This window comes from Viridibacillus sp. d25.2 (genome assembly GCF_055456015.2).
This window is the reverse complement of sequence record NZ_JBVDMV020000003.1, coordinates 81,874-101,084: the sequence shown is the minus strand read 5'-3', so window position 1 is coordinate 101,084 and position 19,211 is coordinate 81,874. Positions and strand designations below refer to the sequence as shown.

17 protein-coding genes and 6 pseudogenes are annotated in these 19,211 nt (G+C 35.0%); 5 read left to right on the top strand and 18 right to left on the bottom strand.

Features of this window, described 5'->3' with window-relative positions; all coding sequences use genetic code 11:
• Positions 1-138 precede the first annotated feature (138 nt).
• The 3 genes and pseudogenes from ACZLO7_RS22360 to ACZLO7_RS22350 all read left to right on the top strand — a co-directional run bounded on the left by ACZLO7_RS22360 (position 139) and on the right by ACZLO7_RS22350 (position 4,486).
• A complete protein-coding gene (locus tag ACZLO7_RS22360; protein ID WP_464939682.1) occupies positions 139-282 on the top strand; it encodes an SOS response-associated peptidase family protein in 144 nt (47 codons plus the stop codon).
• Positions 283-342: 60 nt separating this feature from the next.
• Complete coding sequence (locus tag ACZLO7_RS22355; RefSeq protein ID WP_464939615.1) at positions 343-2,967, top strand: Spaf_1101 family AAA-like ATPase; 2,625 nt, start codon at positions 343-345, stop codon at positions 2,965-2,967.
• A 372-nt stretch (positions 2,968-3,339) separates the two neighbouring features.
• Positions 3,340-4,486: pseudogene (locus ACZLO7_RS22350) on the top strand (IS3 family transposase).
• Between the two features lie 179 nt (positions 4,487-4,665).
• Here ACZLO7_RS22350 and ACZLO7_RS22345 read toward each other — a convergent pair.
• The 11 genes and pseudogenes from ACZLO7_RS22345 to ACZLO7_RS22295 all read right to left on the bottom strand — a co-directional run bounded on the left by ACZLO7_RS22345 (position 4,666) and on the right by ACZLO7_RS22295 (position 15,138).
• Complete coding sequence (locus ACZLO7_RS22345; RefSeq protein WP_464939616.1) at positions 4,666-5,334, bottom strand: hypothetical protein; 669 nt, start codon at positions 5,332-5,334, stop codon at positions 4,666-4,668.
• 65 nt (positions 5,335-5,399) lie between these two features.
• Positions 5,400-6,533, bottom strand: coding sequence for a tyrosine recombinase XerS (gene xerS / locus ACZLO7_RS22340; RefSeq protein WP_464939617.1), 1,134 nt, complete (start codon positions 6,531-6,533; stop codon positions 5,400-5,402).
• Between the two features lie 40 nt (positions 6,534-6,573).
• Positions 6,574-7,056 carry a hypothetical protein gene (locus ACZLO7_RS22335; RefSeq protein ID WP_464939618.1) on the bottom strand — a complete coding sequence of 161 codons (483 nt, stop codon included), beginning with the start codon at positions 7,054-7,056 and terminating at the stop codon, positions 6,574-6,576.
• Positions 7,057-7,088: 32 nt separating this feature from the next.
• Positions 7,089-7,352 carry a hypothetical protein gene (locus ACZLO7_RS22330; RefSeq protein WP_464939619.1) on the bottom strand — a complete coding sequence of 88 codons (264 nt, stop codon included), beginning with the start codon at positions 7,350-7,352 and terminating at the stop codon, positions 7,089-7,091.
• Positions 7,353-7,913: 561 nt separating this feature from the next.
• Positions 7,914-8,243 (bottom strand): annotated as a pseudogene (locus ACZLO7_RS22325) (ASCH domain-containing protein); the annotation flags it as partial.
• A gap of 89 nt (positions 8,244-8,332) precedes the next feature.
• Positions 8,333-10,402: a serine hydrolase domain-containing protein gene (locus tag ACZLO7_RS22320; protein ID WP_464939620.1), complete on the bottom strand. Its 2,070-nt coding sequence runs from the start codon at positions 10,400-10,402 to the stop codon at positions 8,333-8,335.
• Positions 10,403-10,864: 462 nt separating this feature from the next.
• Positions 10,865-11,407, bottom strand: coding sequence for a DUF1700 domain-containing protein (locus ACZLO7_RS22315; protein ID WP_464939621.1), 543 nt, complete (start codon positions 11,405-11,407; stop codon positions 10,865-10,867).
• 135 nt (positions 11,408-11,542) lie between these two features.
• A complete protein-coding gene (locus ACZLO7_RS22310; RefSeq protein ID WP_511261436.1) occupies positions 11,543-11,620 on the bottom strand; it encodes a hypothetical protein in 78 nt (25 codons plus the stop codon).
• A 117-nt stretch (positions 11,621-11,737) separates the two neighbouring features.
• Positions 11,738-12,793 (bottom strand): annotated as a pseudogene (locus tag ACZLO7_RS22305) (serine hydrolase domain-containing protein); the annotation flags it as partial.
• Between the two features lie 331 nt (positions 12,794-13,124).
• Entirely contained in the window at positions 13,125-14,396 is a 1,272-nt protein-coding gene (locus ACZLO7_RS22300; protein ID WP_464939622.1) for a GHKL domain-containing protein, read from the bottom strand.
• A gap of 1 nt (position 14,397) precedes the next feature.
• A complete protein-coding gene (locus ACZLO7_RS22295; RefSeq protein ID WP_464939623.1) occupies positions 14,398-15,138 on the bottom strand; it encodes a LytR/AlgR family response regulator transcription factor in 741 nt (246 codons plus the stop codon).
• Positions 15,139-15,503: 365 nt separating this feature from the next.
• On the opposite strand from ACZLO7_RS22295, the pseudogene ACZLO7_RS22290 reads away from it, so the two are divergent.
• A pseudogene (locus ACZLO7_RS22290) lies at positions 15,504-15,620 on the top strand (IS3 family transposase); the annotation flags it as partial.
• 243 nt (positions 15,621-15,863) lie between these two features.
• On the opposite strand, the pseudogene ACZLO7_RS22285 reads toward ACZLO7_RS22290, so the two are convergent.
• The 6 genes and pseudogenes from ACZLO7_RS22285 to ACZLO7_RS22260 form a co-directional block, all read right to left on the bottom strand.
• Positions 15,864-16,112 (bottom strand): annotated as a pseudogene (locus ACZLO7_RS22285) (transposase); the annotation flags it as partial.
• A 135-nt stretch (positions 16,113-16,247) separates the two neighbouring features.
• Positions 16,248-16,631, bottom strand: a complete 384-nt coding sequence (locus tag ACZLO7_RS22280) for a DUF5391 family protein (protein ID WP_464939624.1) — start codon at positions 16,629-16,631, stop codon at positions 16,248-16,250.
• 70 nt (positions 16,632-16,701) lie between these two features.
• Positions 16,702-16,926, bottom strand: coding sequence for a hypothetical protein (locus ACZLO7_RS22275; protein ID WP_200750448.1), 225 nt, complete (start codon positions 16,924-16,926; stop codon positions 16,702-16,704).
• A gap of 2 nt (positions 16,927-16,928) precedes the next feature.
• Positions 16,929-17,486 (bottom strand): HAAS signaling domain-containing protein, encoded by a 558-nt coding sequence (locus ACZLO7_RS22270; protein WP_464939625.1) that lies wholly within the window; start codon positions 17,484-17,486, stop codon positions 16,929-16,931.
• The gene (locus tag ACZLO7_RS22265; RefSeq protein ID WP_464939626.1) at positions 17,455-17,802 is read right to left on the bottom strand and encodes a PadR family transcriptional regulator; all 348 of its coding nucleotides are present in this window, start codon (positions 17,800-17,802) and stop codon (positions 17,455-17,457) included. Before ACZLO7_RS22265 ends, ACZLO7_RS22270 begins: the two co-directional genes overlap by 32 nt.
• Positions 17,803-17,913: 111 nt before the next feature.
• A pseudogene (locus tag ACZLO7_RS22260) lies at positions 17,914-18,480 on the bottom strand (transposase).
• Between ACZLO7_RS22260 and ACZLO7_RS22255 the strand changes: the two are divergent.
• Positions 18,459-18,548 carry a lecithin retinol acyltransferase family protein gene (locus ACZLO7_RS22255; protein ID WP_464939627.1) on the top strand — a complete coding sequence of 30 codons (90 nt, stop codon included), beginning with the start codon at positions 18,459-18,461 and terminating at the stop codon, positions 18,546-18,548. The pseudogene ACZLO7_RS22260 and the gene ACZLO7_RS22255 sit on opposite strands and share 22 nt — an antisense overlap.
• Positions 18,549-18,766: 218 nt before the next feature.
• On the opposite strand, the gene ACZLO7_RS22250 is transcribed toward ACZLO7_RS22255, so the two are convergent.
• Positions 18,767-18,952 (bottom strand): helix-turn-helix domain-containing protein, encoded by a 186-nt coding sequence (locus ACZLO7_RS22250; protein ID WP_464939628.1) that lies wholly within the window; start codon positions 18,950-18,952, stop codon positions 18,767-18,769.
• Positions 18,953-19,211 lie beyond the last annotated feature (259 nt).

Below are 19,211 nucleotides of genomic sequence, written 5' to 3'. Positions count from 1 at the left end.
TTTTTAGAAATAGGCGTTTAGAATTCAATTTATAGAAACAAGTGTAAAATTATAATTTTCAATAATAGTAGAATCCTTCTTGAGCAATCTTTTCAAAATGGATTCTTTTTTTTGCTCAAACTATTGATAAGAACTAAAATGATAAATACTCGTTCAGAAACAGTAGATAAAAAACCAAGTTTCCGCAAATCAATTAAACGTAAGATGCTTAATTACTTAATTCCTATGGACTCTTTTTTCGAATGGCCACAAAATAGCTCTGCAAATCCTATTATGCATTGATTATATAGTATAATACTATTTAACTATATGCATATTTTAGAAAGTGGTGTTTAAACGTTAATGGTATATGAAGATAATAAATATGAGCATGTACAGGATTTATTTGAAGTTTATTCTACATTCGAAAACTCGAGAAAAAACTATGGTAGGTTATATAAGTTTGAAATACATATGCATACTCCTGCTTCTAATGATTATGAAATTGAACAACTTGAAAAAGGTTCAAAAGAAAAACGTATTTATTATAAAGATAGAACAATGAACTGGATTTTTGATTACTCTAAGAAAATTGGTATGATTGATGAAGAAAACTACCAGAATTACTTGAAGAATTATCAAGATGGTATTTATGGAATTGAATACATGCAGAAATTGAGAGAACGTGGATTAGATTTTGATGATTTTAAAGAATATTTTACATACTATTTAATCGCTTATAAGTTATATATGGAACAAATAGAAGGTGTTATAATAGCGGATCATAATACTATAAAAGGTTACAAAAAACTTAAGTCAATTTTATCTTATTGTTATCCTCATGAATTTAAAACAATACAGAAAAAAGATATATGGGTAATATTAGGGGTCGAAATCACTTGTTCAGATAAAAACCACGTAGTAGCTATGTTTGACGATAAGGATCTTGAAAGTGTAAATCAATTTTTAGATGAGTACATTTTACAAGGGGAAGGTACAATTGAACATAGTTTAAGTATTATTGAAAAAGTAAACGAGATTGGTGGAAAGGCTTATATTGCACATATAAACACATCTAACTTTAAGCAAGTCACAAAAGTATACAAGCAGAGGTTATTTGACTCCCCCTTATTTAATTTAGTAGGTGTAACTAAATTAGATACCAATGTTTATAATATTATGAGAAGTTTCACTTCTAAAGAAGCACAGGATTTCTGTACCTTTTATGAAGGTGATGCACATGGAATTAATAATATTGGTAAACAAAATACATGGATAAAATTGGACAATGTAAACTTTTCTAGTTTAAAAAAAGCGATTTTAAATCATCCCATTAGTATCTATAAAGGTGAAAAACCCAAACTTAATTCAAAATTTATTAAAGGTTTATTCATTCCTTTTGGCCATAAAGGTTTCTTGCAGGGTAATAACGGTTTGAAGGACTTTCAATTTGATTTATCTAAAGATTTGAATTGTATTATTGGCGGTAGAGGAACAGGGAAAAGTACGATTTTACATATGGTTGATACGATTCTCTCACAGGAAGCAGCAAATATGAAGACTCTTAAATTTTTATCATTACATGAAAAAATTTTTTTGACGTTTCGGCTGAATGATCAAGATTATATTATTCGTTTTTTAGCTCAAATTAATAAAGATGTACCCGTTGACAGTCCTGATTTTTTCTTAGATAAAGCTTTTGTAGGTAACCCTAAATACTTCGCTGAAAATGATCCAATTAAGCTCAGCAAAGACTGGTGTACTATCTATCGTGTTATACCTTCGAAAATAGAAGATGATTTTTTATTTAACAAAATTGATAATATAAGTGAAAAAGAGAATATTTTAAATACGATGTACAAAAATCATTACTCTATTAATAAAATTGTCTCTATTATTGAACGAGGAAACGTTGGAAAATTCATTAAAGATATTATGTTCTCTGGTGAAGCACAAGAAGAGTTTAAAGATTCTCTAAATGAGTTAGCCTATATGACAAAAGTTGAATTTTTAAAAAATATCAACTTAATAATCAATCGCTTAGAAACTACTGTTCAAATATGGAACACTTCTTTACAAGAAAAAATTGATTTATATAATCAAACTCAAAAAAATATAATTAAAATTGGTTTGACCCCAAATTTAATTAATGAAGAGAATTATTTGGATTATCTATTTGAAAAAATAAAAAATAAAAAAAACAAGCAGAATGTTGCTAATTCTATTCTTAAATGGAGCGATATAGAAGAATATTCGAAGGCTCAAATTGCTAAGATTGGATTATTTAAATATTTAAAATCTTTATTTAGTAAAGACTATTATTTTTTAGAATCCCACTATAAACTAAATGATTTTGTTAAAGTGAAATATACCATGAACCATATTGAAGATGGTCTTATAAATCCAAAAGATAGATCTACAAGAACAAAAGTTTTTAGCGAAATTCTTAATACACTTGCCACAGAACGTTTAGAGTTAACAATAGCAATGGAAAAAACTTATCAAAATTCTAGCAATTTTGAGATGTATTTTAATGTTAATGCTAAAGAGTCTGTAGATACTAGCGCAGTTTGTATGAAGAATGTGGAACTCCTATCTTTAGGTCAAAAGGTAGTTGCGATATTGACATTCATTATGAGTTATGGAAAATATAGCCGAGATTCAACACCTTTAATCATCGATCAACCTGAAGATAATTTAGATAACCAATACATATATAAAACATTAGTTAAAAGTTTGAAAAATATAAAGAATGAAAGGCAAGTTGTCATTGTAACGCATAATTCTACTTTAGTAACTAATGCAGATGCGGAACAAGTGGTCATTTTAGAATCTTTAGGTTCTTATAGCTATCTAAAAAAACAAGGGTATATCAGTAATAAAACTATAATGAACCACATAATAAACTATTTAGAAGGCGGAAAAGAATCCTTTAAAAGGAAAATGAAAGATTATCAAGCTATTTTAGAAAATGATTTTTCAAATTAAGTTAAATGTGTCATTTGTAAATAGGAAGATAGGTATCTCTCCTAAGTCTTTAAGTTTCAACATAAGCTGCGCACTATCTTTTTTAGTAATATATGCGATATATGACAAGCGTATAAAACAGTCAAAGAACATGCTGAAGGAGTACATGAGCAATCATTGAAATCGGACTATCAATCATTAAAGTTGAAGAAATAATATCAATTTGACTTATATAAAAAATTAATATTTCTATTATTGCTTGCAGATTGATTATAAATAAAAAAGACTACCCGGTTGATTGGGACTGACCCCAAAAGTATAGACAAATAAAAAAAGCATCTTCGATTGAATTCGGGTTTAGATACCTACAATTCAATTAGGAGGTGTTTTTTTATGGGAACAAGAGTGAGTTATCCATATGAATTGAAAATGAAAGCTATTGAAATGCGATTAGCTGGTTTGCCTGTGAAACAGGTTTTAACTGAATTAAATATACGAAATAAAACACAAGTTGAAACATGGATGCGTTGGTATAAAAACGGTGAATTACATCGATTTGAAAAACCTGTTGGTAAACAATATACCTTTGATAAAGGTCCTGTATATGAGAATGAACAAACAAGGTTAGAAGTGGAAAACCGTTATTTAAAACAACAGATTGAGGTTTTAAAAAAGTACGCAGAGTTGGAGAGGAAGTGGTTGGAGAAGTAGCTGTACAGTTAGTAGAAACATTAAAAGAAATAATGAGTGTGAAAGCTATATGTATGCACTTAGGAGTTGCACGATCTACCTATTATCGTTGGAAACAAGCATCTACTGATGCAGGATCTCGCCAAGGAATTGAACGACGTATTGGTGAACTCTGTCGTGAACATAAATTTCGATACGGTTATCGGAAAATCACTGCACTCTTACGCCAGGAAATACGAGTGAATCATAAAGTCGTGCAACGCATAATGCAAAAATATGGCTGGCAATGTCGAGTGAAAGTAAAAAAACGTAAACAAACTGGACAACCATACCACATTGCAGATAATATACTGAACCGTAGTTTTGAGGCAACTTCACTTTTACAAAGGCTCGTGATATTACTTACTTGCCTTTTGGCCAGAAACAATTGTATCTTTCAAGTATTCAAGATTTATATAATGGCGAGATTATTGCCTATTCTATCGGTGATTGTCAAGATACTGATTTTGTGTTGAATACCTTATCCCAATTAGATTCTTTACCCGAAGGGTGTACACTGCATAGTGACCAAGGTTCGGTATACACATCTTATCGATATCAACAAGCTGTCAAAGGAAAAGGCATTATCATGAGCATGTCCCGTAAAGGTACGCCCGCTGATAATGCCCCCATCGAATCGTTTCATTCTGCATTAAAGTCTGAAACGTTCTATTTAGACAATTTGAGGAGTACTACGACGGCAATCGTAAAACAAACTGTCAAAGACTATATAAAGTATTATAACTATATCCGAATACAAGCGAAACTAAACAACCAGTCGCCGGTACAATACCGAAAACTGGTTGGATAAATGCTTTTTTGATCTCTGTCTTAAATACAGGGGTCAGTCCCATTTTGGGTAGTCTTTTTATAAGTAATGGAATGTATTATGTAGTAAGAAGTACATTGTTGGTAAACTCTAGTAATAGCTTATATTTTCATTCATCATTCAAAAATAGGTAGAGTTTGCTCATTCTAGATTTAAAACAATTATTCATTTAAATAGTTTGTAATTTCAGTATTTACTCTTTCTATGAGCATTTCTCCTAATGAATCTTTGCTGTTTTTAACAATGTCGACATAGTAACCAATCGAGAAGTGGTTAAGTGTATCTAATGAGAAGCGATTGAGAGATATTAAGTTGTTTTTCGTTACTTCATAATCTTGAAATTTCGTACCAATTGATAAATATGCATAGTGAATAGCAACGGATTCTAATATAGAAATATATTGCTTGTCTGTTTTTATACCAGCTTTCTTTATAACCTCAATAGCATAAATAATATAATAAAATGCAAGTTCAAATTCTAGTCTTTTTTCTACTTCATTAGATGCTCCATCTAAATAACGATTGATATTATATTGCGAATAATGCAATTGTAAATCCGGTCCAAAGTATTGAAGACTTTTCTCTAAATTACTAATCACTTCTGATAACTTGAGAGTTTTTTCATTCATCGGGTCGAATGGACCTTTATATTGATAACAATATTTCATAATTAAATTTAAATTTGGTGATATAAGACTTCCGTATATATCACGATAATATTTTTTATTTTCACGCCTTGAGGTGAAAATGTTATTCAATACCTGTGCAATTATTGCGGCAATAAAAGCTACAGATGCAGTTATAACAGCTGGAACATAGTTTAAATCCATATAATATTACTCCTTAACTATCTAGTCGATTATAGATGTATGGACCAATTCTTCTTATTTATTAATTAATTTGATTTATTTGTACGTTGCTGCTCCATTTTGTCCAAAACTTTTTGACTATCTGTATTGGCCATGTTGGTGTATAGAGAAGTCGTTTTAATATCATTATGGCCTAGTTGATCACGGAGAAGGATGATGTCTCCACCATTTCGTATAAAATCCACTGCAAAGCTATGACGAAGCTTGTGAGGACTAATGCCATTACTCTGTCCAAATGCTGCTGTATACTTATTAACGATGTTTTGAATTGCTCTACGAGACAACGGCTTTGCACTACCACCATAACCACTAACAAAAAGGAAAGGGCAATCTTTTGCACCCTTATAGCGGGATTCACGGATTTGCATGTAATGTTTAAGATCCTGAAGCGCACTCTCCATAACAAGGACAGTATCTTCCACGCCGCCTTTACGAGTAATTTCGATAGTATTTTTATTAAGATGCACTTTTTTTATGTGAATTGTAGCAATTTCTCCAACTCGCATACCTGTACCTAATATTAGCGAATTGATTGCTAAATCTCTCTCCATGTCACGTTCATATCGTAGTTTTGTTGTTGCAGCAGTAAGTTGATTGCCGTATCCATTTTTAATAAATTCGAGATACTCATTTAATTCTTCATCATTAAGTAGAACAGAGCTAATATTCCTAGCACGTCTGTTGGCAGTTTCACGTTTTGTATGTAGAACAATCTTGCTCATCACGTTTCTATAGAAGTAGCATTCACCATCATCGTTTTCGGTCTCTTTTGTTAAATAATTAAAGAGAGCCTTTAAAGCATTCACTGATAGTTCCACAACTGCTGGACCTCTGTGTTCAACGGTACCTTCATCTTGCGAGATATTTTCCTCTTTTAAAAAGTCCAAATATAACTCAATTGTTTCCTTCTTCATTACTTCAAGTTCTGTATAGGGGATAGCAGTTACACTAGGAGTACTTATAATGCCTTCAGAAAGCGTCCAGTTGAAGAAATGCTTATATCTATATAGATACTGTAAAAGTGTGTTAGGGGATAGACCAGCGCGTTTTTTTGATAAGATATATTCTTTTACATAATCCGGCATTGGTTCCTGGTGTTTTTCTATTAAAGCTAATACATGTTGCTGTTCAGGTGTAAGAGCCAAACCGTTCCACTCCATTTCATTGTTCACAAAATATAATTTTAACGAACATTTGTTCTTATTCCGAGTGTGTACTCAAGAAAATATTAACATAACTAGCGAAAGGGGTATCTTTTAATTCATTTGAAAAATTACCCAATTCATATAGTTTTACATCCTTTAAAAATGCATGTAATTCTGGGCTTTCATTAATTAATTCCAAGACTAAGTCATTTTTTGAATTTTTACCTTTGCTAGTACCATTGTAATTTTCAATTATTGTTCGAACTATTCCTAATAAAAGATCTGTGAGTTCAATGCCATACTCTTGTTGCTTAGGTAAATATCGAACCTCACTAAGTTTAAAGTTTTCTCCTCGATAAATAGATTGTATGTTGAGTTGTTCAAACATTCGTTGCTTTAAATCATAATTTTTCGCCTCATATGTATGATCATGTTCTATTGCTACATTAGCATCAACAAAGGTATGACTGCCATATTTTCGAATTAATCCATACACAACGCGTTCGGGGAATTTTGTATAAATGGTATGATCAACCACATCTATGTATTTATCTTTAATATCTTGAGAATCTAATTCGATTTTATTTTGATTAAATGATGATGTTGCATTGCTGTAAGAATAATTTTTTTAATTTTTTTTCGAGTGCTACTATGACCACGATATGAGGTCCAATGTATATCGCTGCTTCGAATAATGCCATTAAGCTCCTGCATTTCATTTAAATCATAATAATTGGAGGGTATCAAAATAGCCCCCATTAAATGTATCTTTTCTGAGTGTTTGCCGCTTTCATCAAAGTAAATCCTAACTGGGAATGTTATTCTGGCTGTCATTGAAGCACCTCATCTATAGTTGTTATTGTTATATTGTGTATCCGTACAAATATCTTTACAAAAAGTGTTTACTAGTGGATAATTAGGTTAAGTTAATAATGCGATAAAGTAATGTTTTATTGGTTGCTCCTTAATTCGCAACCTGTGAAACTTTACTATACACGACCTATTGGCTGCTCCTTAATATGCAGCTTGTAGGTTTTGTACATAAAATAAAAGGAGCTATCTATAATGGATAAGCTCTTTTTATTATATCATAACTCAATTTTCATTATTCGTTAAATTACCCTTTTGCGAACAATGATGATTAGTAGTTTACCATCTTCTCTCTCTTAATTTAGTAGAAAAAAACACCTCTAAAATACTTTTGAGGTGTCGTTATTTTTGAACTAGTTGAACGTATTTATGCTTTTCGGCGTTAAGGATACAAGGGGTTAACGAGATAAAGCTTTAGCTTCTTCTTCAACTAAACTGCCCTGTTAGTTCAATAAAGAAAAAAGAGCTGCATACGCAACTCAATGATCTTCAAGTAAAGCACCCCATTAGTTGAGTAACATCGGCTTAGTATTTAATTGTAATTGCTATTGTGCCCCATTCTTTTTCTTGTTCTGGAGTGTAAATTTCATAAGTTCCGTTTACCATATCTTCCATTGTCCATCCTTCACAATCAAATTCTTCAAAAGGAATATCCTCATACATTTCTTTAAACGTATGGTATGTTCTGAGTTCTGTTACTTGAACTTTTAATGTTTCATCTTGTTCAGGAACCTTAATAAATTCAATCGTATCGCCAGCTTTGATTTTCCTTCTCTCATAGGAGCCAATCTTACCCATAATAAGGGCACCAGACACTCTACCCTCACGAATAGAATGTACCAAGCGCAAAGGTAGTGAAAAATGAAACTGGAAGCAAACAACAAGTTAGTCATGATTGGAGATTCTGTCACGGTGCGAATGCGGCTGTAACGGCCGATAAGAGATTAAGGAACAAATAGAATCTTGTCAATGAAATAGGAGGCTTCTTGGCGAAGCAAAGGTGCTTTGGACCGGAAATCGACTGAACCGTCAGAATTGGTTATTGTGACTGGATCCGTAACTCCGGCAGCAACAAGCTTGCTTACGGCCTTGATAGCCGATTCATCGGTTTGCCCTGCCAATCGCACCTCATCGCCAAGCGGCCATGGAAGAGGAATGCGCGTTAAAATGACGGCCATTTCTTCCCGAGTTATCGTGCGATCCGGTTCAAATCGGCCTCCAGTCTCCTCCCCCAACCAATGCTGCTCGACCGCTGCCTGTATCTCTTTGACTGCAAAATGGTGTTCGATATCCGTATAACCGGATTTCGATTTAGAGGGCGGATAGCCGACAGCATGCAGTAGCATTGTGATGAATTCCGCACGGGTCATGGGCGCCTTGGGGTCAAAGCTGCGCCCATCTCTTCCATTGATGATATCCAGCGAATGGAGCTTTTCAATAGACGGTTGGTAGGGGCTTTCTTTCGAGACATCGAAAAACAGCGCTTTTTTCTGTATTTTGGGCGAATAGGCAATCGGTGACTTGGCAGGTCTGTACATATTAGCAATACCGCCATCCTTTTGTTCAATAAATGCTATTTTCTTCCCGTGGTCATCCATAAACAACAAGGGATCTATCTTTTTCAAAGTAGTCTTGCTATTTCCCAATTTGTATCTGTCTTCCGCTACAAGTTGTCCGTTATTGTACGTGATTCTAGTCACAAATGACGGGGTATGCAGGTCTTTGTATAATCCGACGTAACGCGCGGCTTGCTGTTCTGTCAGAGGTGATACCGATTCAGGCGTCTTGGTGCTCTTCGGATAATAATGGTCCATAAAGGCAGCATACAAATCCGAGCGCAATTCGGAATCATTATTATAAATGACGAACATTCCCGTTTTGCGCTCAGGCAGTAGCCATGTAAATGAGGCATGGCCGGGGATGTTCCCACCTTTGCTGACGACATACTGACCATTCGACAGTTCATTGAAAATGCTTTCAAATCCATAGCTTGTAATAGGTATGGCCGGATGAGCGAAAACGGAAAACTTGCTCATTCGCTGAACACTTTGTTCGCTTAACATTTGCCGATCTCCGGCCTTTCCTTTTTGCAGAAGCATGGTCATGAATTTAGCCATATCGCTTCCGGTGGACAACATTCCGCCCTGAGGCATGTCCGTAGGATAAAGGCCATACTCCGGATATGGCGTGCCTTCCGGATCGTAAGCTGCAGCCATTCGGGCTTTAAGCTCTGGGGTTACAAGATCATGGGAAGAATTCATGCCGAGCGGCTGAAAGATGTTTTTATCCATGTATTCATGAAAAGGGAGCCCGGTAACTTGTTCCACGGCATATCCCGCCAAAGCAAAAGCATAATCGTCATACTGGTAGGCTTCCCCCGGCGTCCGGACGATGGTTGGCATTCGATCCATTAAGAAATCTCGAAGAGAATTCTCTTGATTGAGAAGATCGGGCGAGGCGTCATCGTCTTTTTCATATGGGAAATCGAACCCAGTCATGTGGGTCAGCATATTTTCCATAGTTAGCGGTTTACCTGTCGAATTGGGTATTGTGATACCTCCGAGATAAGATTGGATGTCCTGATCCAGCTTGATCTTCCCTTGGTCAGCAAGCTGCAGCACAGCCGCAGCCGTAAGTGTCTTAGAAATGGAACCGATGCGAAAAACGGTATTGGAATCAACTGGGGTTTTGCTTTCTTTGTTTGCATACCCGTATCCTTTGGATAATACCACTTGTCCGTCCTGAACGACGACGAACATGGCACCCGGGACATTGAACTTCTTCAGGCTTTCCCCAAAGTAATTGTCCGCGAAGGCCTCCACTTCTTTGGGGTCAACCGGACCGCTTGGAGCAGCAGGAACAGCTGCAGGCTGAATCGCTGTGATTGTTTGCCCCTTAAGAGGGAGCTGTTCCGGACTGACACTATCCCCTCCGACCAAAGCAATCAAGTAAGTCACAGCTAGAGACGTGCTTAGCGTTACAGCGAGCACTTTTGAAACTCTTTTTTTACGCATTAAAAAATCCTCCATCAATAAAATTAGTATAGTCTAGAAGTACCCTCTCAGTGTAACCTGATGGATTATTTCCCCACAGTCTTCCGTCCAGTTCATTCCCTAGCCTAAGGTCAAGCAAAAAAAGGGGATGTTGATGGACTAATTTCAAGTTCTATTGATCCACGCAATAAAGACTTGGAAAGCAGAAAAATTGAAAACTACCTAATTACAGATGAGAAGGCTGATTTTTCAACTTCTAAAGTATTGTTTGCAGACATTACCTTTAAAAAATGGTAGCGAATCAATTATTCCTTTCAATGTCGTAAATGGGGCACCTCACGAAACGGAAAATATAGTGCGTTAAGCCCGACAAGGTGACCACATATGTTCATAGAATCGGTGATTGAGCCATATAAAAAAATATAACAAAAATTTGAATATCTGGGATGACGATGTGGTTTCGATCCACGCTAGCGCTCACATTCAGAGTGTTTTCTTCTTCTGACTAAATGCGTGTATATATTTAATTGTAAGTCTCCATAACACTTTCCCCAACAAAAACATCAACACACCAATCACAATAGAAGTTGGTAAGAACTGCATTGGGCTTGGTGTAAATGCTCCAATTTGGATTGTGATTCCGGTAATATCATATCCTCTAAGATGCCTGATAAATTTAATAATTCCGCCTATTGGTGTAATAACTCCACTTATCATTAAAGCAATGGAAAGAGTACTGATAATCGGCAAAACAAACATACCGATGGCGCCTGCAAAGCTGCTACAAAAAGCAAATACAGCGGCGAGTTTACGCCAACTAAATTTACTGTTCTTTGAAATGGCATCACCTAAGTATGCTTTCGCTAATTCTTTTGGGTTTCCTAACCTTTCGATGATTTGCTCAGTAGTAAGACCAGTATTTTGCAACTCAAGCATTGCACTTTTGATTTCTTTTACAATGTCAATACGCTCGGAAGAGGACAAAGCTTTTAAATACTTTTCAATTTTTTCAAGATAGTTATCCATAATTTTATACTCCTTTAATTTCTGCTATAGCAATTAATAAATTATCCCATTCTAAGGACATAGCGTTAGGTATTCGTTTCCTTTTTTTGTTATGGAATAATATTTTCTCGGTGGCAAAGCCTCTGTACTATCTTGCTAAGATGAAGAAACATATTCTTCTTTCAATAATCTTCTAAACAGAGGATAAATTGTATGTTCTTTTACAGCAACGATAGGAAAATGCTCTAACTTAATTATGATTTCATACCCATAATATGGTCTTCTGCAGAAAAAGTAGCGTATTTATACTATAAAAACTATGATGAAATTTTTCCGCTTTTTCCGTTTTTCCTACTTGTTAAATTCAGCAAATAAAATGTTTTTAAAAGGATTAGGACTGTTATCTCTACCCAAACTGTTCAAACTGACGACCAACGTATGATTGCCTCCAAGTGTACCTCCAGCAATCGTAGAAAACCCTAGAATGCCACCTGTGTGTCCCCATATCGAGACACCATTTGGAAGCTTAAATTCAGAGATTCCAAGACCATATCCTTTGATTCCTTTTCTTCCTACAGGAACTGTAGTAAGCATTTGTTTTAGTTGCTCTTCCTTCAGTAACTTGCCACCGAGCAAGTAAGAGAAGAATTTATTTAAGTCGTCAGCATCAGAAATCATATCTCCAGCCGAGCTTCCTGCACTTGGATTATAATAAGTTACGTCTTTTATCTCACTTGTTTCGTCTGGTTGTGAATATCCCCGGGCATGCTTGGTGCCTGGAATAACGCTTGAATTGCCAGGTAGGAATGTATCCAACAATTCAAGCGGTTCAATAATCCGATTTTCAATCTCTTCCGCGTAGCTGTTTCCGGTTACTTTTTCAATAAGAATACCCAATAATACGTATCCTGTGTTTGAATAAGACCAGCCCTTTCCTGGAACAAAGTCTGGGGGCAGAGAAATCCCCAACTTCACTATTTCTTCAGCCGTATACGATTTTTTTGTATCCATAAAATCAGCGTCTTTAGATCTTGAGTATTCGGCGATACCACTTGTATGGTTCAATATCTGCCGGATGGTAATCTGATTACCATTATATCCGTTTCCTTGAATGACACCAGGTAGCCATTTTTCGATGGAGTCGTCTAGATTCAAGCGGTTCTCTCCAGCTAATTGAAGTACAACCGTTGCGGTGAACGTCTTTGTCACGCTGCCAATGCGAAAGCGATAATCTGTTTCCATTGGTTTCTTGGTGCTCAGATTCGCTACCCCAGTGGCATAACCCCACTTTTTTCCACCCTCAGATGTTTTAGCAAGTATCCCCGGGAATCCAAGTTGCAATGTATCCCGCATAGCTTGCTTGACGGAATTATGATCTTGTTGAGTGCTTGTTTGTAAAGAACTAGATGTTTTACCAACGCTATTCTGTCCTAACAAGCGGATCGCATACTGTATTCCACTAACACCATAATCGGACAACAACTTAGAGGCGAGCTCCTGTGCCTTTTCTTTTACTGTATCACTATTCGTTAAAGCAAAAGCAGGGGTGACCGGTAATGCAATAAGCATAGTGGTCATTACTATAGAAATCATCTTCTTCATTATTAATTCCCCCTCGTATTCCTTCTAGATGTGACTTACTGAATTCATCATACAAGGAAGAATGCTGTTAGAATGAAAAGCGCCCTGAAACGCAAAAAACAATCCCTAAACAACATGTTGTCTAAGGATTGTTCGTTTAAAATGGCAGTAGGACCATATTATGAAATACTTTATGTTTTGTTTCAATGGTCATATGACCACCGTACTTGTCGCAGATTCTAGCTATGTTCGTTAATCCAATACCATGAAATTCCGGGTTTGATTTTTGGCTGTTTAAGTGGGCAACTTCATTCTCCATATGATTCATGATGTGAATGAGAAGGGTAGACTCGGTAGAATGTATTTTTATAAGAATGTACCTATCTTCTGCGACTTTCGACTTTTTAGAAGCCTCTATTGCGTTATCTAGCATATTTCCAATGACAACACATAAGTCATAACGGTCAATATGGACTACTTGTGAACATAAGTTAATCTTTGTATCTATTCTTATGCCATTGGCTTGTCCAATACTAAGCGTATTAGTGACAAGAGCATCTATAACGAGATTCCCCGTATTAACCCGCTGATAGGCTCCTTCGACTTTATTTAATGTCGTCTTAATATGTTCCAGTGCAGTTGTTAACTCATTTCGCTTAATACACTCTTCAATATACAAAAACTGCTGATTCGTATCATGAATGATTCTTTTAATGGATTTGAAGCTGTGAACGACTTTTTCGTAATTCGCATCCTGATAGTCCATCTGATGTTGCAACTGAGTATTCTCATGCATGAATTGAAATTTATCAATGATCGTATCAAAAATATAGAAAATCATAACGTTTAAAAATAGTAATACTATGACGGATATGAAAGAATAGGCGTCCTTATAAGTTAGAATATTCAGTTGGTATATACTTACGATAGGAATAACCGAAAAAAATATGTAGTAACGATAATGCAAAGAGTAACTTCTACGTTTTGCAAGTAGTCGTATGATCTGAATGATAGCAAACATGATCATGCAGCTGAGTAAAATAGCTTTCGTGTAGGCTATTGGATCATGTTCATTTACAGGGTCAAAGCTAAACTCAACTGAATATAGGTTATAAAAAAAATAAAGAGATATAAAATTAACTAGAGATATTAAAACACCGTAAAACAAAGAAAAAATGATCTTTTCTTTAATTTCTACTTGATAAGATTGCGCAAAACTAAATATTATGAGCAATTGTAGAATCAAAGATAAAATAGGAGAGATGGGAATAACCAGATAGGTGTAATCAAGCAACCCAAAGATAAGGAAGTAAATGAATCGATTTTGTTTTTTAGCTGATTTATCAAAAACCGAGTTGAAGAAAAAATTAATTTGCAAGCCCATCACAAGTATAATACTGCAGACAATAAGAAAATTATTTTGAATCATATCAATCGACCTTCATAATCATAAATTTGGTGTAAGTATCTTTAATCTCTTTAATTTTAGAACGGCCTATAGGTAATTCCATACCATTGGACATGAGAACCACTCCGCTAGCAAATTTCTTCACATGAAGCAGATTAATAATAATAGAACGATGGATTTGTAAGAAGTTACAGTCCTTTAAGGCCAAAGCATAATCTGAAATGATGCCTTTACTTTCATAGGTTTGATTAGTAGTGGTAAAATGTAGTTTGCTTTTTATAGTTAAGCTTTTGGCGGCTTCAATACTAATGAGGTCATCATATTTTATAATGACTTCTTCATAAGATGACTTGATGACCATAAACTTTTTATCAAGCGCTTGAAAATATTGGCATACCTTGAGGATTTTCTCCTCCATGATCGATGCGGCAATAGGTTTTATCAAATACTGGAATGTCATGACATCAAAACTTTCCACCATATATTCAGGGTAGCTTGTCAGAAAAATAATTTGTTCATCCAGGTTATTTAACCCTCTTATTTTTCGGGCTGTTTGAATCCCGTTTATCCCACCCATTTCAATATCCAAAATTAAAATATGGAATGGAGTTTCATTGCGCTCATAGTAGGATATCAACTGCTCCCCCGAGCCGAATAATTCGATTTCAAATTCTATATCTGTTTTTATGGATAAAGTAATTAGGATGCTTTTAACAAGCTCACTTTGTTTTTCCTCATCATCGCAAATAGCCACTCTATACAAAAATGATACACCTCTCATATCTAATACCTTTATTCTAAAACCCTATATAAGCATGATACAACCTTTTGACTTTGTATAGATAGCTTTTGGATGAAATGCAAATTAAAATCCTTCAATAGCAAATGAACGAGCTTCTTTTTCGGAGTTTCTTTGCATACTTATCCCCCTGAATATTTCCTTGACTGTACCTTACCAATTTTCGGAGGTGTTTTGAATGTCTTATTTATAACATCCATTTGGAGCTAAGCTGTAATTCCAAGCTGTTTTAGATCAGGTATTTCCTGAATATAAGGGTGTATTTGGAGATTTACATTCTGTTGTATCTTTGAAAACATTGTTGGCGTTCCCACGAACGTTCTCTAACTTCTCTTGAACCACTTGAACTTGAACTTCGAGACTATGTGAATTGGTTTAACAATATTCGAATTCATCAAACTTTGGATTATAAAACGCCCGTTGAATTTAAACAACAGACCTTATAAAAGTTGTCTAGTTTAGTGTTGACAGTTCAGCATCAACATTACCAAACATTATTTATAGAAGCTATAAAATCGCCTATATCACCTATTTTTGATATGTGGTACCTGAAACCTTGAATCGTTCACGTACCCCTAGCAGATGACAGCACTCCCTCTTACGAAAGTAATCCTTTATTTCTTGCTTTTTGCACGGCCTCTTCTCGATTTTTGACTCCTCTTGTAATGTAACTGTGTATCCTAAACCCTCAAGTCTACATACATTTCTTTTCGTGTTAATAGGTAGTAAGATATTCGCAACATGGCATGCGCTACTACAATTCCTGCTCGTTTTTTGCCTTTTCGAGCTGCTGTAAGCCTATACAGTGCCCCGAGATAGTTTTTAGATCCTCTTACAGAGTGAGCTTCTTCTGTTAATGCTGATCTCAGATATTTGTTTCCTTTCTTGGTTTTAGCTGATTTTCTTTTTCCAGCACTTTCGTTATGACCAGGAACTAATCAAAACGCTAGGTCAGTTCAGATGACACCGCTTTTTAAATTAATTTTATAGTAGATTTACGAGAGCTTACAAAAAAAACACCTGATGAATATGGTGTTTTTCACAAAAATCCATCAAACTTTTTTATGTGCATTCTATACATTACGAAAAGCTAGGATATACCAAATAATATTAGCAATTAATGTTGCTGTGCAAAGAACAATTACTACTGGTGGTGGGGAAGCACTTCCGATTATTGAACTCGTAATAGTAAGACCAATCACAATTGTAAGAGCTATAAATATTCCTGTCCCACAAAATATTGCCATAATATATTTCATTGCATGAATCCCTGATTTGTACAAAATTAAAGGGATGATATATAGGGCAAGAAATATAATGATATCTATCCATAGACGTACAGAGTTAACATTATTAGGTTTCCATTCGGACAACGGGGGTAAGATCGAACTAAAAATATACATGCTACAAAATAATATTGCAGATAACAATGTTATAATAACCAAGCTTTTTTTCATTTATGCTCACTCCTTGACTTCAACTACTAAATTACTAAATTTCGGCTTTTTGATAAAGTCCTTGATTTATTTATTTATTATTTGTAGTTGTTGTGATGATACTTGAATCTTTTAATGATATTACTTCAATCGATGCCGATTTATCAAAATTATTAGTAATTTCTTTCTCTTGTGATGTTGCTAAATCCCAAGAGATAAATTTAAGATGAAATCCTAATATTGCTGTTCCAACTGTTCCAATTATAAGAAAGATTAAAGTAACTATAACTATTTTTCCAAGTATTGCATGCTTCATCCTTATTCTCGACCCACTCTCTTCACGATTTGGATATTCATTTGTAAATAGCGCAATATTAAAATATAGGACCATCGAGCCAAATAGGTTGTTCCAATAATTACTAAAACACCAATACTAATCGGTATCATAATATTAAAAATACCTGCTACCAAATCGCTGCCAGCATTTAAGAATACTTTAAACCAAATAAGAATTGGGAAAATGATCAGACAAGGTGCTGCTAAGTAAAGACTTAAAATGATTGAAAAAGGGATTATTATCAATGGTATTGTCACACACATATTGAAAAGCCCTAGTGCTGAATATTCAAAAATTGCTCTTGAGATATTACTTATTGATCGATTTTCTTTAGCATATGTGATATAAAAATCTGCTGATAAATCTTTCGCAATCGCTTTCGGTGATCCAAGTGATTCTACCGTTTCTTTCTCTGTTTCTCCATTGACTTCTGCTAATTTAAAATGTTCTTGATAATCCCTTAAAATTTCATAGCGTTCTTCTTTAGGGATCTTACGTAAAAACCCTTCAAGTTTCGTTAGGAATTCCTGTTTCGTCATTCTCTAATCCCTCCTTAATAATACGGTATACCCCTTCGGAAAATGATTTCCATTCTTCTAGTTGCTCTTCCATAAAAACTTCCCCTTTATCTGTAAGATGATAATATTTTCGTGCCGGTCCCTCTTGTGACTCGATGATGTAGGTTGAGAAATATCCTACTTTTGTCAGACGTTGTAACAACGAATACACCGCACCTCCTGATATGACAAACTTATCAGAAATCTCATTTACAAGTTCATATCCGTAGCGATCCTTTTGTGCTGTTAACACTAAGACACACAATGTCAGTACGCCTTTTTTAAATTGAACATTCACAATTATTTCTCCTATATTTATATTTAAGGTACATTACATAGTATAATACCTGATTATAAACAGCTATTATACTATCTAATGTAGCTTAACATTAAATGGTACTTATTACAATTATTTATACATCACGTCTGTTGATTCACCAAATATAGGTAATCTCCTTGCAGCAGATCCCTTTATCCTAGATTGACTAACTGCTTTTTTCAATTGATCAAAAAACCATTTTACTAACACAAACACACTCAATGAGATGAAAAGTTGCGTAAATACTGCATTTTTAGAGTTTCCAAATAGGATAGGCAGATTCAAATAGCCTTTGATCCAATGGAAAAAAGATTCGATAGCCCATCTCGCTTTATACATGTTGGCAATTCCCTCTGCACTTACGTTCATCACATTTGTAACGACACGAATACTATGCCCTTCATGATCACAGAAAGTGACGACGCGATAACGGTGGATAGTACGCGATTGCTCCGTTTCGACCTGGCACGTCACATCGCCGAGCACATTCGAATCGAGCTGTTGGATTCATTTAAGTGAGCGTAGTTGATGTAGTTCGACATTGTCACGCAGGCGAATTACGAAGAACTGCTTCTGGTCTTTGAACTGGTCGAACCGGGCGTGCTTGCCATATGCGCGGTCTTGGACAAGGATAAATGCTTTATTCGCATGGCGAATCTGAATATAACCTAATATTTAATAACTGTGAGCATTTTGTTGTTTGGGCAATGAATGGTGACTACTAATGTATAAGCATAAAAAAAGCCGTTTATTCATAATTCGGAATAAACGGCTCTATTATTTGTTACTAAACACTTTTCACTTTTTTAATTGTTTCCCATAAATTCTGCAAGATCTCTAAGTCGGTATCCTCGAACAATAATAATTCATTATACCAATAACGACGTATTTCTTTGTTTGGCATCTGACTTAATAGCAAACTCATTTCGTAATGATCAATTGATTATACAAGAAAATCAATTGAACAAGAGAATAGTTCAGCTAGCTTTTGAATATCTTTTAAGCCAGGTGTACTACAATCGCGCTCCCAATTCGAAATAATCTGCGCTGATACACTTAGCTCTCGAGCTAACGTTACTTGAGAATAACCATGCTTTTTACGGAGCGCTCGTATCATTTGCCCTATCATATATTTTTCACCTAATCTATTTATTCTACACTCAAACTCATATTTTCTAAGAGCCTTACTATTTAATTGGTGAACCAACGAGAGCAATAATTTTGGATTGTTTAATGAATGGTCAAGCGCTACCGGCTTTGCGAACAATGGATTTATACAAGTAGATTCTCGTATTTCTTAGATATATTGTAGTTCAGTAAAATAGAGACTTTATAGATGGGAAATTGAACAACTTTATTATTTCTTCTCAAAATCTTAATATTCTGCA

Coding starts and splice junctions, on each gene's coding strand:
- ACZLO7_RS22360 (WP_464939682.1), top strand. CDS start 139: ATGATAAATACTCGTTCAGAAACAGTAGATAAAAAACCAAGTTTCCGC.
- ACZLO7_RS22355 (WP_464939615.1), top strand. CDS start 343: ATGGTATATGAAGATAATAAATATGAGCATGTACAGGATTTATTTGAA.
- ACZLO7_RS22345 (WP_464939616.1), bottom strand. CDS start 5,334: ATGGATTTAAACTATGTTCCAGCTGTTATAACTGCATCTGTAGCTTTT.
- xerS (WP_464939617.1), bottom strand. CDS start 6,533: ATGGAGTGGAACGGTTTGGCTCTTACACCTGAACAGCAACATGTATTA.
- ACZLO7_RS22330 (WP_464939619.1), bottom strand. CDS start 7,352: ATGACAGCCAGAATAACATTCCCAGTTAGGATTTACTTTGATGAAAGC.
- ACZLO7_RS22320 (WP_464939620.1), bottom strand. CDS start 10,402: ATGCGTAAAAAAAGAGTTTCAAAAGTGCTCGCTGTAACGCTAAGCACG.
- ACZLO7_RS22315 (WP_464939621.1), bottom strand. CDS start 11,407: ATGGATAACTATCTTGAAAAAATTGAAAAGTATTTAAAAGCTTTGTCC.
- ACZLO7_RS22300 (WP_464939622.1), bottom strand. CDS start 14,396: ATGATTCAAAATAATTTTCTTATTGTCTGCAGTATTATACTTGTGATG.
- ACZLO7_RS22280 (WP_464939624.1), bottom strand. CDS start 16,631: ATGAAAAAAAGCTTGGTTATTATAACATTGTTATCTGCAATATTATTT.
- ACZLO7_RS22275 (WP_200750448.1), bottom strand. CDS start 16,926: ATGAAGCATGCAATACTTGGAAAAATAGTTATAGTTACTTTAATCTTT.
- ACZLO7_RS22270 (WP_464939625.1), bottom strand. CDS start 17,486: ATGACGAAACAGGAATTCCTAACGAAACTTGAAGGGTTTTTACGTAAG.
- ACZLO7_RS22255 (WP_464939627.1), top strand. CDS start 18,459: ATGCTTTATTCGCATGGCGAATCTGAATATAACCTAATATTTAATAAC.
- ACZLO7_RS22250 (WP_464939628.1), bottom strand. CDS start 18,952: ATGATAGGGCAAATGATACGAGCGCTCCGTAAAAAGCATGGTTATTCT.